At 34.9% G+C, this 14266-nt stretch carries 15 protein-coding genes; 8 read left to right on the top strand and 7 right to left on the bottom strand.

Going from position 1 to position 14266, the window contains the following annotated elements; genetic code table 11:
* Positions 1-101 precede the first annotated feature (101 nt).
* Both P256_RS08025 and P256_RS13115 read right to left on the bottom strand, forming a co-directional pair.
* Positions 102-1292 carry a multidrug effflux MFS transporter gene (locus P256_RS08025; RefSeq protein WP_023273185.1) on the bottom strand — a complete coding sequence of 397 codons (1191 nt, stop codon included), beginning with the start codon at positions 1290-1292 and terminating at the stop codon, positions 102-104.
* Between the two features lie 187 nt (positions 1293-1479).
* Positions 1480-1677: an ogr/Delta-like zinc finger family protein gene (locus P256_RS13115; RefSeq protein ID WP_322783240.1), complete on the bottom strand. Its 198-nt coding sequence runs from the start codon at positions 1675-1677 to the stop codon at positions 1480-1482.
* Positions 1678-1876: 199 nt separating this feature from the next.
* Between P256_RS13115 and P256_RS08020 the strand changes: the two genes are divergently transcribed.
* Positions 1877-2563, top strand: a complete 687-nt coding sequence (locus P256_RS08020) for a S24 family peptidase (protein ID WP_023273183.1) — start codon at positions 1877-1879, stop codon at positions 2561-2563.
* Between the two features lie 55 nt (positions 2564-2618).
* Here the strand turns inward: P256_RS08020 and P256_RS08015 are convergent, their stop codons facing one another.
* A complete protein-coding gene (locus P256_RS08015; protein ID WP_023273182.1) occupies positions 2619-3137 on the bottom strand; it encodes a GNAT family N-acetyltransferase in 519 nt (172 codons plus the stop codon).
* Between the two features lie 304 nt (positions 3138-3441).
* On the opposite strand from P256_RS08015, the gene P256_RS08010 reads away from it, so the two are divergent.
* From P256_RS08010 to P256_RS08000, 3 genes are all read left to right on the top strand, one after another.
* Positions 3442-4764: a glycoside hydrolase family 68 protein gene (locus P256_RS08010; protein ID WP_023273181.1), complete on the top strand. Its 1323-nt coding sequence runs from the start codon at positions 3442-3444 to the stop codon at positions 4762-4764.
* 29 nt (positions 4765-4793) lie between these two features.
* Entirely contained in the window at positions 4794-5099 is a 306-nt protein-coding gene (locus P256_RS08005) for a phage holin, lambda family (protein WP_023273180.1), read from the top strand.
* A 112-nt stretch (positions 5100-5211) separates the two neighbouring features.
* Positions 5212-5724, top strand: coding sequence for a GNAT family N-acetyltransferase (locus P256_RS08000; RefSeq protein ID WP_023273179.1), 513 nt, complete (start codon positions 5212-5214; stop codon positions 5722-5724).
* A gap of 127 nt (positions 5725-5851) precedes the next feature.
* Here P256_RS08000 and P256_RS07995 read toward each other — a convergent pair whose 3' ends face one another.
* The 4 genes from P256_RS07995 to P256_RS07980 all read right to left on the bottom strand — a co-directional run bounded on the left by P256_RS07995 (position 5852) and on the right by P256_RS07980 (position 8906).
* Positions 5852-6628, bottom strand: a complete 777-nt coding sequence (locus P256_RS07995; RefSeq protein WP_023273178.1) for an ABC transporter ATP-binding protein — start codon at positions 6626-6628, stop codon at positions 5852-5854.
* 13 nt (positions 6629-6641) lie between these two features.
* A complete protein-coding gene (locus P256_RS07990) occupies positions 6642-7355 on the bottom strand; it encodes an ABC transporter permease (protein WP_023273177.1) in 714 nt (237 codons plus the stop codon).
* A complete protein-coding gene (locus P256_RS07985; protein WP_023273176.1) occupies positions 7352-8041 on the bottom strand; it encodes an ABC transporter permease in 690 nt (229 codons plus the stop codon). Before P256_RS07985 ends, P256_RS07990 begins: the two co-directional genes overlap by 4 nt.
* 79 nt (positions 8042-8120) lie before the next feature.
* Complete coding sequence (locus tag P256_RS07980; protein ID WP_023273175.1) at positions 8121-8906, bottom strand: ABC transporter substrate-binding protein; 786 nt, start codon at positions 8904-8906, stop codon at positions 8121-8123.
* A 190-nt stretch (positions 8907-9096) separates the two neighbouring features.
* Between P256_RS07980 and P256_RS07975 the strand changes: the two genes are divergently transcribed.
* The 4 genes from P256_RS07975 (at position 9097) to P256_RS07960 (ending at position 14266) form a co-directional block, all read left to right on the top strand.
* Positions 9097-9687: a class I SAM-dependent methyltransferase gene (locus P256_RS07975; protein ID WP_023273174.1), complete on the top strand. Its 591-nt coding sequence runs from the start codon at positions 9097-9099 to the stop codon at positions 9685-9687.
* 13 nt (positions 9688-9700) lie between these two features.
* On the top strand, positions 9701-10729 hold the full coding sequence (locus tag P256_RS07970; RefSeq protein WP_023273173.1) for an HNH endonuclease domain-containing protein: 1029 nt from the start codon (positions 9701-9703) through the stop codon (positions 10727-10729).
* 796 nt (positions 10730-11525) lie between these two features.
* On the top strand, positions 11526-13082 hold the full coding sequence (locus tag P256_RS07965; protein WP_023273172.1) for a type I restriction-modification system subunit M: 1557 nt from the start codon (positions 11526-11528) through the stop codon (positions 13080-13082).
* Positions 13079-14266, top strand: coding sequence for a restriction endonuclease subunit S (locus P256_RS07960; protein ID WP_023273171.1), 1188 nt, complete (start codon positions 13079-13081; stop codon positions 14264-14266). The genes P256_RS07965 and P256_RS07960 overlap by 4 nt, the downstream gene beginning before the upstream one ends.

Genomic DNA, 14266 nt, shown 5'->3' with positions numbered 1-14266 from the left:
TGACGTGTGCTTGAGAGAATTTATAAAGGGTTATGAAATAAAACAATAAAGTGATAATGACTCATGCCATGAAGGTTTTTGGCATGAGCACTGATATGGAGTTAGTGAGGGATCGCGGGTTTAATTTTTTGAATGAGTCCAACACCTGTAAAGCTATAAAGAAGCATCACAATACATACTGCAATTTCGACATGAAATGGTAGTAAAAAAAGAAGCACACCTGAAACGAGCCCGAAAAAGAACTGTAATGAACCAAGGAGTGCACTTGCTTGCCCAGCACGATTTCCTTGATCTGCCAAAGCAAGAACAGTTGCGTTCGGGCCAACGAAGCCAACACATGCCACGATTGGGAATAATCCTAACATGATTGTAAAAGTGTTCAGATGGTGAGTGAAAATTACTGTACTTAGAATAAGTGCGCCCACAAGTTGCACGCTGCTTCCAAATTTAAGTAACTGTAGAGGTTCATACTTTTTAAGTAAAATACGGTTTAAGTTCGATGAAAAAATAATACCGCAAGAGTTAATACCAAAAAGAATGGAGAACAAAATGGCAGAAGCATGAAGCTGATCGATAATAATTTCAGATGAACTATTGATGTAGGTAAACATCATGCCCATAAGAATACCACTCGCAACAGATGGCACAATAAAACGGCGGTCTTTTGCTAGGGCAATATAGGTTGCAGATGCTGAAGAAAGAGTATGTTTTTTTCTACGTTCTATAGGAAGTGTTTCAGGCAACTTAAACCATGCGAGTAATAAGCCAACGCCACCAAATATAAATAGAAATAAGAAAATAATACGCCAATGCAGAAATGAAAGAATTAGACTGCCAAATAAAGGTGCTAGTATTGGCGCTAGTCCCTGAACTACCATTAGCGATGAAAAAGCTTGAGCAGCATCTTTACCATTTAATGTGTCACGGATAGCTGAACGTGCAACAACGACACCAACGCAGCCACCTAATGCTTGAGCAATACGTGCAATGATTAAGACATCGAGTTGAGTTGCAAAAATACAAACGATACTTGAAATAAGATAGATGGAAAGCCCTATAAATAAAGGCTTACGTCTACCAAAGTGATCTGTAAGAGGTCCATAAATGAGTTGCCCAAATGCAAGACCCATAAAGTAAGCAGGTAAGGTATTTGCTACTTGGCTGCTTGTAACAGATAAATCCTTTGCCATAATTGGTAAGGCAGAAAGGTACATATCTATTGAAAATGGTCCAAGTGCAGTGAGTGTGGCAAGGATAAATATCCAAGATAAAGTATAGGGTTTATGAGTCATGCACTCGCCAATATTAAATATAATGAATTTAGAATAGAAAATATAATAATAAATACATATAAAAATAAACTTAATTTGAAGATGTAAAAGGTGATTTGGTTTTTTTCAGCTGATGAAATTAAAATAAGTAGACAGCAAAATATTACTGTCTACTTTAAATTTTATTTATATAAACAAAATGTTTAATCTAAACATTTTGTTTTATTTTATGTGGAGTCTTAGGTATAAAAACTGGTTGAGAAATAATTCGGTCAAGGCTTTCTATTGCTTTAAATGTTGCAGAGCACTCTACATTTTGGCATTGGTAGTATATTTCTTTAATAGTATCAGTGATATATCTGCTTGTTCTTGTATGTGCGGCATGTTTGCAAATAGGACATTTCATCATTTTACTTTTCTCACATTATGTTAGTTATCATATATTTTTAAGGTATAAACTTTAATATAAAGTAGTTTATGTTTTGAATAATAAACACTATGTTTACTTTAGGCAAGTCTTTTGTTTATTTTAATTTGTTTACTTATGTATTACTTTCAGCAATAATATGAATAAATCATAACAAACAAACAGTTGAGTAAGAGAAATGCATGCTTCATTCACAAGGTTACTTGAGGCAAGTGGCGGTAAGCTAACTCAAGAAGAGCTTGCAAGAAGAATTGGCGAGCAGGCTCAAACCATTACAAATTGGAAAAGAAGAGGTGTATCTAAATCTGGTGCGCTGAAAGGTGCAGCAGCTTTTGGCGTATCGGCAAATTGGATTTTACAAGGTGGTCAACCATATGAACATATGGATGTGACTCAAGTGAAAGGTTGGGATTCTTCAACACCTGTGGATGATGATGAGGTTGAAATCCCTTTTTATAAGGATGTACTTATTTCTTGTGGAAATGGTTCTTTTTCTGAAGTTGTTGGAAATGAAACGCGTAAATTACGATTGAGTAAATCAACACTCCGTAAATATGGTGTTTCTGAATTTAATGCATATGCTTTAACAGCTTTTGGTGACTCCATGTCACCTATTATAAATAGTGGTGCAACAGTTTATGTAGATGTCGGGCGTACCAATATTACTGATGGAAAAATTTATGCAATAAGTCATGGTGGACTATTTAAATTTAAATTTTTGTATCGTATGCCAAAGGGTGGAGTACGTATTGTGAGTGCAAATAAAGAGGAATATCCAGAAGAGTCCCTAACTGCGGAGCAGATTATGGATCAAGAGTTTTGTGTTGTTGCATATGCATTTAATGTGCAAAATCCATTGCCTTAGTAGATTTTTATATAGGAGGTTTAACCTCCTATTTTTTTACTAAAACATGTAAAAATTAGTGAATATTTTTATAATACATTACTGTTCCATCATAGTTACCATTTGAACTAACTACAAAGTTTGGAATAACACCAACTCGTATAAATCCCATTTTCTTATAGAGTTTTTCTGAAATATCTCCTTCGCGTGTATCTAGTACAAGTAAACTTAACTTATTTGTTTTCGCAAATGACTCTAAATTATTTATGAGTAAAGTTGCTATACCTTGTTTTCGTGCTGAACTTGCAACCATCAACTTTTCTACATTTGCTCTATGTAAGCCATTCTTTTTATTCACCATAGATAATTGAATACTACCAACAATATTCCCATTCTGAATAGCAACCCATAGTTTTCGAGTGCCATTCGCTAATTCATTGTTCACTTCATTCCAGTAATCTAGTATCTCGTTATTTGTTATTGGAGATAAAAAACCGATGGATGCACCTCCATCTACAGTATTTTGTAGTAAATCCGATAAATGATGCTGATTATTTTGAATATCATGTATTTCTAAAATCTCGATTGCTGTCATTTTTATTCTCATTCAAAGAAGTGTATTAGCTAGAAGCTTATGCTAACTAGCTCTTTAAATTTACTATATCAAAAATATTGTTTTATTTACTGAAATAGATCTTCTCTCAAAAAACTTTAACATATTGAGGGGTCTATTCTTATCAATCTTTGTTGTGTGATTAAGTGGATAGTTAATTATTAATATAATTAAATCAGTACGTTGTGTAGTTTCTCACACATCGGGATTTAGTTTTTTTAATTCTCCTCTTGTTCTATTTTCTAAATGCGGTTTCGCAAATCTTAATTAAATAAGGAAAATAGAAATGACTAACTTAAACTTTCAATCAACAATTTGGACTCGTGCAGATGCTTTAAAAGTACACACAGATGATCCAACAACAACTCAACCTCTTGTACCTGCAAACTTCCCAGTTCTAGATGATCGACTCTTTATCTGGGATACGATGCCACTACGTACACTAGATGGTACGATTGTATCTGTAGATGGATGGTCAGTGATTTTTACATTGACTGCTGAACGTAGTCCAGAAAAATTCAAAGATGCTAACGGTGATTATGACATTACTGCTGACTGGAATGACCGTCATGGTCGTGCACGTATCTGCTTCTGGTATAGCCGTGATGGAAAAAGCTGGATCTTTGGTGGTCGTGTAATGAAAGAAGGGGTTTCTCCGACATCTCGTGAGTGGGCTGGAACACCAATTTTATTAAATGATCAAGGTGATATTGATCTTTACTACACATGTGTCACGCCAGGTGCAACAATTTCTAAAGTACGTGGACGTTTAGTGACTTCAGATGAGGGTGTTTCGGTTGCAGGGTTTACCACAGTGAAGTCATTATTCTCTGCTGATGGTACATATTATCAAACAGAAGAACAAAATACGTATTGGAACTTCCGTGATCCATGCCCATTCATTGACCCAAATGATGGACAACTCTATATGGTCTTTGAAGGCAATGTCGCAGGCGACCGCGGTACACATACCATTGGCAGTGCACAAATGGGAGATGTACCACCGGGTCATACAGATGTAGGAGGCGCACGTTATCAAACTGGATGTATTGGTATTGCTGTTGCAACAGACTCATCTGGTGAGAGTTGGGAACTATTACCACCACTTGTTACTGCAGTAGGTGTAAATGATCAAACAGAACGACCACACTATGTGTTTAAAGATGGGAAATACTATCTATTTACCATCAGTCATAAATATACCTATGCCGATGGTTTAACGGGTCCTGATGGTGTATATGGTTTTGTGAGTGAAAACCTTACTGGTCCATACCGTCCAATGAACAGTTCTGGTCTTGTTTTAGGTAATCCATCATCACAGCCGTTTCAGACGTATTCACATTATGTAATGCCAAATGGTTTAGTGACATCATTTATTGACTCTGTGCCTGTACCTACACCAAACCCGAAAGATCTTCAATATCGTATTGGTGGTACGGAAGCACCAACGGTGCGAATTGAATTGGTGGGTGATCGTTCCTTTGTTGTAGAGACATTAGATTTCGGTTATATCCCAGCAATGCGTGATGTGCAGCTAAAAGAGAAAAGTAATTTAATCTCAGATATAGATTCTATATTTGGTTCGATTGTTAAAGGAATTTTTGGCTAGTCATAAGTGTATTGGCTTTGGAGGTTCTGATGTTATCTCATGATATGCAACTCTTAGACCTTCTTAGAGCATGGTGGCAGGAAGATATTACATTTAAGGGCATTTTACTGTCAGTTGTAATTTCTGTTCTACGAATGATGTACTCAGGTGCATCGTGGGCTGCCACCATATTTGAGGGACTATTATGTGGAGCACTTTCACTAACTGCAGTTTCAGCGATGCATTACTTTAATATTCCACAAGATTTAACTGTCGCAATTGGTGGATTTATTGGATTTATTGGAGTAAAAAAAGTCGCTTTTTTAATTAATCGTTTTTTAGATAAGAAAATCTAAATACCTAATGAAAACTCGGTTTATACGTAAGCCGAGTTTTTTTATGAAAAGTAATTGTATTTATTTAGTACATCAGCTATTTATAATAATTCTAATTTTACTAAAGTAATAAATGAGTTATTTAATTAGAAACACAATATTATCCGACATTGAGCAATTAATTGAGATTGAAAAATCGGCAAACCAGATATTTGCAAAAACTACTGATTTAATGTGGCTAAAAGATAGTAAAACGATTTCTTATGAGACACATTTATACTTTATAAACAATTATTATTCTATTGTTGCAATAGGTCAAACGAATAGTCCTATTGGTTTTCTTTATGCAAGAATATATGAAAATGATTTATATATTCTAGAAATTGATGTCATGGAAGCTTTCCAAAAAAAAGGAATTGGACGCATGTTAATGTCGCATGTGATTCAATACGCAAGATGTGCTGGTATTCCTAGAGTGACTTTGACTACCTTTACGCATGTAGAGTGGAATAAGCCATTTTATGAAAGTATTGGTTTTAATATATTAACTGCAAACCTTCCAAAATATATATGTGAGAAATTAAAGCGAGAAGAGCAAAATGGATTTTCTAAAGAAACACGTTGTGCAATGTATCTAGATCTATAGTAGATCATGCACATTAGTTTTTTATTTAATTATGTGTGTCCATAAAAATGTGTTTTTAATTTATGTGAAATACTAAAAAGCACATTGATAAAGACATGAGTAAAACGGTTTTGCAGTAAAGTAGTTGTTACTTTAAACTTCCTTTAAGAAAATTTCTTAATCTTTCACTTTTAGGATTTTCTAAAACTTCTTGTGGAGAACCTTGTTCTTCTATTTTTCCTTGATGTAAAAAAATAACATGATTCGATACATGCCGAGCAAAACCTATTTCATGTGTAACAACAATCATTGTGCGCCCTTCTTGAGCTAAGTTTTGCATAACTTTAAGTACATCTCCAACAAGTTCAGGGTCTAAAGCACTTGTCGGTTCATCAAATAACATGACTTCAGGCTCCATTGCGAGAGCACGAGCAATGGCAACGCGTTGTTGTTGTCCACCAGATAAAAAGGCAGGATACTTTGATTCAAAATCCTCACTTAAACCAACTTTTTTTAAGTATTCACGGGCTTTTGTTTCAGCTTCTGCACGTTTGATACCTAAAACATGTATAGGTGCTTCAATTACATTTTCTAAAACAGTCATATGTGACCATAAGTTAAAATGCTGAAAGACCATGATAAGCTTGGTACGCATTTTTTGTAATTGCTTTAGATCAGTTGGTTTTAAATTATTGTTTTTATCGAAAACAGTGGCAAGTTTTTCACCATTTAGTTTAATTGATCCATCACTTGGTTGTTCTAAAAAGTTTATACAACGTAATAAAGTACTTTTTCCTGAGCCTGATGAACCAATAATACTAATCACATCACCTGCTTTTGCATCAAGTGATATACCCTTGAGTACTTCGTTTTCACCAAAGTTTTTATGTAAGTTACGAATCACTAGTTTTGCTGAATCTACCATTTTATGATTGCTCCTAATGATTTGATGGCTTTAAAAACTTAAGCCAACGTTTTTCTAATTTATAAAAAATACCAATTAAAATAAAAGCAAGACAGGCGTAAAGAACTGCTGCAATGCCAAAAGCATCAAATGTTGCATAGGTTGCTGAATTCACGTCTTGGGCGATTTTTAAAATATCAGGTACTGTTGCTGTAAATGCAATAGTTGTTGCATGAAGCATCAAAATAACTTCATTGCTGTAGAAAGGCAGTGCACGTCGTAACATAGATGGAATAATAATACGGCTGTACTTTTTCCATGGGGACATTCCAAAAGCTTGTGCTGCTTCAATTTCACCATACGGAATTGAACGTATTGCACCTGCAAAAATCTCAGTCGTATAGGCGCTGGTATTTAAGGCAAAAGCCAAAATTGTACAGTTTAGCCCTTCTTTAAAAAAGTCATTGAGTAATTGATGATTATGAATGAAGTCAAAGCTATAGATGCCTGAATAAATAATTAAAAGTTGGATATATAAGGGAGTGCCACGAAAAATATAGGTAAATAACCAAACAGGAGAGCAGACAAATTTGTTACTCGATACACGTGCAATTGATAGCGGTACGGCAAATACAAACCCAATAGCTATTGATGCAACTAAGAGCCATGCTGTCATCGCAACGCCAGTGATTTGTATTCCATCAGTCCACAAGAATGATTTCCAATACTGTTGAATAATTTCGATCATAGCTGTCCTTTCCTTACTCCAGAAGAGTAATGGTATGCAAGCCATTTTAAAATGAGGTGAGAAACTGTGGTAATTAAAAGATAAATGGCAGCAGCAATAACACTAAAATAAAATAATTGCATGGTTGTTCTACCAGCATCTTGTGTAATTTTCACAATATCTGAAAGACCAATAAGTGAAACAAGCGCAGTAGCTTTAATGAGAACTTGCCAATTATTACCAATACCAGGCAGTGCAAATCGCATCATTTGTGGAAATAAAACATGCCGAAAAGTTTGGCTAGGCGTCATTCCATAAGCTGTAGCAGCTTCTATTTGTCCTTTAGGAACGGACTGAAAAGCACCACGAAATGTTTCTGTAAAATATGCACCATATATAAAGGCAAGTGTAATTGCACCAGCCATAAAGGGATCAATATTAATTTGGTCAATATTTAAGGCTTCTGTAATAGAGTTAAGCCCAATTTGTAAGCTATAAAATAGAAGAAGCATAATCACAAGATCGGGTATGCTTCGAATTAAAGTCGTATAAAAGGTTGCTATAAAACGCACTATTTTAATGCTTGATAGTTTGCATGAGGCACCAATTAATCCAATAATGATTGACAGAATGAGCGACAATAGAGCGAGCTGTATGGTCATCCATGTGCCACTCAATAACGCAGAACCATAACCAGATAAAAACATACTTATGTGCTCTAATTAAAACAGTAAGTTGATATTTGTGAGAATTAGAGTTAGTTGTGAACCAACTCTAATATTGAAATTAGTAAATACTGAAAGGGAAATATTTTTGCTCTAATTTTTTATACGTGCCATCTGCAATAACTGCGGCTAATGCTCTATTAATGCTTTCACGTAAATCATTATCTTCTTTACGTAAGCCAATTGCAGCACCGACACCGAGTGTTTTAGTGTCAGTAATATTGCTACCAGCAAATGCAAATCCTTTACCTTTAGGCGATTTTAAGAATCCTGAGTCGACCATAATTGCATCTTGTAGAGAGGCATCTAAACGTCCTGAAATCATATCTTGATACAGAATATCTTGAGTTGGGTAAGGCACAACTGTCACACCTTTTGATGCCCAATATGTTTTGGCATAACTTTCTTGCATTGTTCCTTGTTGTACACCAACTCTTTTTCCTCTTAGAGAAGTTGCATTTGGTAAAAGTGGTGAGCCAGCCTTTGCAATCATACGTGTTGGTGTATTATATATTTTATTACTGAAGGCAATTTGCTTTTCACGCTCATCTGTCACTGTCATTGAAGATAGAATGCCATCAAATTTCTTTGCTTTTAAAGCGGGGATCATGCCATCAAATGAGTTTTCTACCCATACACATTTTGCTTTTAGGTGAGCACAAATTGCATTACCTAAATCAACATCAAATCCCGTAAGTTTATTATCAGGTGTTTTATATTCAAAAGGTGCATAGGATGACTCTGTACCAAAGCGAATTGTAGACCAATCTTTTGCTTGAGCATGTGCTGTGAGCGTTGTAAGTATTATAGCTGTTGAGATTAGAATTTTATTTTTTAAACCACTCATGCAAAACTGCTCCTAAATAAAATCATTTATGTGATGTTTATTAGAGAAGCAATTTTTATACCAATTTCAGACTATTCTATAAGTTCGATAATACAGTATAGCTTGCGTTTTTTTATATAGTTAGAAGAGCGTAGAATGTTATATGATAAAAACTAGTTGATTTTTAGAAATAGAGAAAGTTCGAATTAAGATGGATAATTTATTAAATTACTATAATAAAAATGCACAATTATTCTTTGATAGTACATATCGTGTAGAGATGAATACTTTATATCAACCATTTTTGAGGTATTTAAAAGAGAATGCATTCATTCTAGATTTGGGCTGTGGCTCGGGGCGTGATTCACTTGCATTTAAAAATAAGGGTTACACTGTTGAAGCGATAGATTCTTCTGAAGAACTTGTAAAGAAAGCAGTAATTCTTTCAGGTGTACATGTGAAACATGCGAGTTTTTATGATTTAAAAGAGCGTAATAAGTATGATGGTATTTGGGCATGTGCATCTTTACTCCATTGTAAAAGAGAAAGGTTGCCTGAAGTACTTGAAAGAATATTTAAATCACTTAAGCTCAATGGTATCTGCTATATGTCTTTTAAATATGGTGAAAGAGATAGAGAGGTGGAAGGAAGAAGCTTTACAGATCTGAATGAAGATCAAGCAAATGACCTATTAAAGGGAAATAAAAAATGGTTACTCTTACAACAATGGGTTAGTAATGATCAGAGGTCAGATCATGTACATGAATGGCTTAATATTATTGTAAAAAAAATAAGTGATTAAATCGTAGGTAATGATGTCTGAGTTTTACGAAATTGAACCAACTTTAGAAAATTACTGGCGTTCAATTATTTTATTTGGCCGTAATGTTGCTTCTTATAAGTTTGCATTGGCAAAGTCTCTTTATGAATTAAAAGCTGAAAAGAATAGTTTAATTACTTTAGATCAACTTGCTAAACCATTTAGTCAAAATATTTGTGAGCATTTAAAATTTGTAGATAAGCAATCGACATCTAGCTCAAGTAAATTTTTAGATTTTTGTCGAGCATATAACTCACAAGAAATTGATCAAAAATTTTTAATTGAAAAGACTGTTCAATATGGTTTTGTGAATGTAATTGATGCTTTTCATAATGTCCATGGAAATGAAATCCCAAAAAGATTCTTTGTCGATGAAAGAAAAGAACATGGAGGTATTGTTTTGACAGATGAAGTTTTTCAGTTGTTTGAATACCAACAGTCATTTGATTTAATTGAAGAAACTGAATCTAGGTGGCGATTGGTTGAAACAGCTTGGGATATGAACTTACCTAAAAACTTGATACAAATTAAACATGATAATCATGGTCTTTTATTTGCAGAGAATAAAATTCGCCGTATAAATGTAACTTCTGCTAAAACAGCATTAAATGGTTATCAAAAAGGTAAGTGTTTCTATTGTTTTAAGCCTATAAGAATTGATCCTTTATTAGAAAACTCAGCAGAAGTAGATCATTTTTTTCCACATAAATTACGCCAATGCGATATTGAAAAACCGATAAATGGCGTTGCCAATTTAGTGTTGGCATGTGCTGAATGTAATAGAGGTGAGAGGGGTAAATTTGATCGATTACCTTCTATATCTTTATTAGAGCGTTTGTATAAAAGAAATGAGTATTTAATTACAAGTCATCATCCCTTGAGAGAAACATTGATGAATCAAGTAGGGTTTAGAAAGGAAATAAGAAAAGGATTTTTACAAGATGTTTATAATTGTGCAACTTTAAGCTTAGGATCTGCTTATAAGTGGGAACCAACGATGGTACATAGCCACTCTTACTTATAAATAGGATTATTATAGAAAAAGCCCCCATCTTTCGATGAGGGCTTTTAGAATTTGGAGCGGAAAAGGAGACTCGAACTCCCGACCCCAACCTTGGCAAGAGTCACCGACATAGTTGATATTAAATTACATAAATATATTTTTAATAAATACTATATATAACAAGTATATAGTTTTTTTATTTTGAATGGTGTAATTTAAGGTAGGGTATTGTAGTTTAAATTATGGTCAGTATGTTTTTATAGAAATCAACAATAATAACAGACATAAATTATATATTTTTAATTAAATTTATCATATGGTAAAATTTGAAAGGTAATTTTTATTAAAGGTGAATTAAAATTGGGCTTTGGGGTAAATTAGAATGAGGTACTTTTAGAGAGTTTGAAGTGATTTAAATAGCTCACTTATTTATCTTAGAGCTACACAGTATAGGCTCTTTATTGTAATTCTAAGTGATATATGCTCAATTCGTTTTGTATCGCCTACAGGATTTCTTGTTTAATTTGTTCATCTCTAAAGTTAATTTTACGTTAGCTTTAAAGGGACTCTTTGTCCACTTTTTGTCTAGGATCAATATGCCATCTTGTTCTTTTTAAAGTTATTTAGACTCAGTTTAAAAATCAAAGTTTTTTTTCTAAAGTATTATTCTTGTTTAAATCTACCTTAGTGAAAAATACTTAATTTTGAATACTACCTAATTTTTAGTGCTTATAGATGATAAAGTAGCTCGACCAAGTTTTAATATGCTAGAACTAAATTTCACGATTTAATATAATGAATTTAATAAGGAATACCAATGACTAGCCTACAACAACGTGCTGAACTACACCGTCAAATTTGGACAATTGCGAACGACGTTCGTGGCGCTGTTGATGGGTGGGATTTTAAGCAATATGTGCTAGGTGCACTTTTCTATCGATTTATCAGTGAAAATTTTTCTCACTATATTGAAGGTGGTGATGAGAGTATTAACTATGCTAAGCTCGATGATTCCGTTATTACGGATGATATCAAAGATGATGCGATTCGAACCAAGGGCTATTTTATCTATCCAAGTCAGTTGTTTTGCAATATAGCTGCAAAGGCAAATACCAATGATTGCTTAAATGCCGATTTAAATAGTATTTTTACAGCAATTGAAAGCTCTGCAGTAGGTTATCCCTCTGAGCCAGATATAAAAGGGCTATTTACCGACTTTGACACGACCAGTAATCGTCTGGGTAGTACAGTTAAAGATAAAAACAGCCGTTTGGCTGCGGTTCTCAAGGGTGTTGAAGGGCTGAAACTGGGTGATTTTGATGCACATCAGATTGATCTGTTTGGCGATGCCTATGAATTTCTGATTTCCAACTACGCAGCCAATGCAGGGAAATCGGGCGGTGAGTTCTTTACCCCACAGCATGTTTCGAAATTAATTGCACAGCTAGCAATGCACGGTCAGACTGAAGTCAATAAAATCTATGACCCAGCAGCAGGCTCAGGCTCATTACTGCTTCAAGCGAAAAAACATTTTGATAACCACATTATTCAAGATGGCTTTTGGGGGCAAGAGATCAACCACACCACTTTTAACCTTGCACGTATGAATATGTTTTTGCACAACATTAATTACGACAAGTTTAATATAGCGTTAGGTGATACGCTGCTCAACCCAGAATTTAAAGATGATAAACCGTTTGATGCAATCGTATCTAACCCACCGTATTCCATAAAATGGATTGGTAGCGATGACCCAACATTAATTAATGATGACCGTTTTGCACCAGCGGGTGTGCTTGCTCCAAAATCCAAGGCAGATTTTGCCTTTGTCTTACATGCACTCAATTACCTATCTGCTAAAGGTCGTGCTGCCATTGTTTGTTTTCCAGGTATTTTTTACCGTAGTGGGGCAGAGCAGAAAATTCGTCAATATTTAGTCGATAATAACTATGTTGAAACTGTGATTTCTTTGGCACCAAACCTGTTTTTTGGTACAACCATTGCAGTCAATATTTTAGTGCTGTCTAAGCATAAAACTGAAACTAGTGTACAGTTTATTGATGCCAGTGGACTGTTTAAGAAAGAAACTAATAACAATATTCTGACCGATACACATATTGAACAGATTATGCAGATTTTTGACAGTAAGGATGATGTTGAGTATTTAGCTAAATCTGTGCCTATGGATATTATTGCCACTAATAGCTATAACCTTTCTGTGAGTAGCTACGTGGAAGCAAAAGATAATCGTGAAGTAATTGATATTACTGCACTTAATGCAGAGCTGAAAACTACCGTTTGTAAAATAGATCAGTTACGTACAGATATCGATGCGATTGTGGCTGAGATTGAAGGTCGTGAGGTACAGGCATGAGTGAACTAAGCTATCTGGAAAAACTGTTGGATGGGATTGAGGTTGAGTGGAAAATGTTAGGTGAAGTAGCTGAGATTAAGCGAGGCTCTTCGATTACAAAAAAAAATGTTCTGGATGGAAATATTCCCGTTATTGCAGGAGGGCGTACTCCTGCATACTATCATAATGTCAGTAATCGTGATGGAAAAACCATTGTTATCGCTGGTTCAGGTGCTTATGCAGGATATGTGAGTTGGTGGGAACAACCTATCTTTGTTTCAGACGCTTTTACAGTAACAGCTTATAATAATTTGTCGGCTAGATATTGCTACCACTTCCTTCTTAACATGCAAGAAAAAATACATGATATGAAATGTGGCGGTGGAGTTCCTCATGTTTATCCCCGTGATATATCGCCGATTAAAATTCCTATCCCATGCCCCAATAATCCAGAAAAATCGCTGTTAATACAATCTGAAATTGTCCGTATTTTAGATAAATTTACGGCTCTTACCGCCGAGCTTACCGCCGAGCTTACCGCCGAGCTTACCACACGTAAAAAACAGTACAACTACTATCGTGACCATTTATTGAGTTTTGAGGAAGGAGAGGTTGAGTGGGTGCCTCTGAATAAACTTTGTAAATCTATTTCTGCCGGCGGTGATGTTCCTAAGAATTGTGTCAAAGGACAATTAAAACCTAATAGTAACTATCCTTATCCCATCTATGCAAATGCAACCGATGAAAATGGATTGTATGGTTACACCGACTCTTATAAAATTGATAGTGATGCAGTGACAATTTCGGCGAGGGGGGCAAAAGTTGGATATCATACAGTGAGAGAAGCTAAGTTTACTCACATTATTCGTTTACTCGTTTTAATTGCTGATAAGTCGCTGGTAAGTACCCGATATCTTAATTATGTTCTTGATATGACTCCAATTGGCGGCACCGGGGGAGGGATACCTCAAATTACTGTTCCTATGGCTAAAAAAATCACCGTACCTATTCCGTTTTATGGTGATACAGTAAATTCATTAAAAGAACAATCTAGGATCGTCTCAATACTCGATAAATTCGACACGCTCACTAACTCCATTTCTGAAGGTCTCCCTCGTGAAATCGAGCTACGCCAAAAGCAGTATGAATACTACCGTGACCTATTATTTCGCTTTCCTAAATCCGATACAGAGGTAGCTAACTAG

The organism is Acinetobacter nectaris CIP 110549 (assembly GCF_000488215.1).
GTDB classification, from domain to species: Bacteria; Pseudomonadota; Gammaproteobacteria; order Pseudomonadales; family Moraxellaceae; genus Acinetobacter; species Acinetobacter nectaris.
This window is presented reverse-complemented; position numbering and strand designations above follow the sequence as displayed.

Bases quoted from the DNA above. Each gene is read 5' to 3' on its own strand.
- P256_RS07980 (WP_023273175.1), bottom strand. From the start codon at position 8,906: ATGAGTGGTTTAAAAAATAAAATTCTAATCTCAACAGCTATAATACTT.
- P256_RS08020 (WP_023273183.1), top strand. From the start codon at position 1,877: ATGCATGCTTCATTCACAAGGTTACTTGAGGCAAGTGGCGGTAAGCTA.
- P256_RS08015 (WP_023273182.1), bottom strand. From the start codon at position 3,137: ATGACAGCAATCGAGATTTTAGAAATACATGATATTCAAAATAATCAG.
- P256_RS07965 (WP_023273172.1), top strand. From the start codon at position 11,526: ATGACTAGCCTACAACAACGTGCTGAACTACACCGTCAAATTTGGACA.
- P256_RS08005 (WP_023273180.1), top strand. From the start codon at position 4,794: ATGTTATCTCATGATATGCAACTCTTAGACCTTCTTAGAGCATGGTGG.
- P256_RS07970 (WP_023273173.1), top strand. From the start codon at position 9,701: ATGTCTGAGTTTTACGAAATTGAACCAACTTTAGAAAATTACTGGCGT.
- P256_RS08025 (WP_023273185.1), bottom strand. From the start codon at position 1,292: ATGACTCATAAACCCTATACTTTATCTTGGATATTTATCCTTGCCACA.
- P256_RS07995 (WP_023273178.1), bottom strand. From the start codon at position 6,628: ATGGTAGATTCAGCAAAACTAGTGATTCGTAACTTACATAAAAACTTT.
- P256_RS07960 (WP_023273171.1), top strand. From the start codon at position 13,079: ATGAGTGAACTAAGCTATCTGGAAAAACTGTTGGATGGGATTGAGGTT.
- P256_RS07985 (WP_023273176.1), bottom strand. From the start codon at position 8,041: ATGTTTTTATCTGGTTATGGTTCTGCGTTATTGAGTGGCACATGGATG.
- P256_RS13115 (WP_322783240.1), bottom strand. From the start codon at position 1,677: ATGAAATGTCCTATTTGCAAACATGCCGCACATACAAGAACAAGCAGA.
- P256_RS07975 (WP_023273174.1), top strand. From the start codon at position 9,097: ATGGATAATTTATTAAATTACTATAATAAAAATGCACAATTATTCTTT.
- P256_RS08000 (WP_023273179.1), top strand. From the start codon at position 5,212: ATGAGTTATTTAATTAGAAACACAATATTATCCGACATTGAGCAATTA.
- P256_RS08010 (WP_023273181.1), top strand. From the start codon at position 3,442: ATGACTAACTTAAACTTTCAATCAACAATTTGGACTCGTGCAGATGCT.
- P256_RS07990 (WP_023273177.1), bottom strand. From the start codon at position 7,355: ATGATCGAAATTATTCAACAGTATTGGAAATCATTCTTGTGGACTGAT.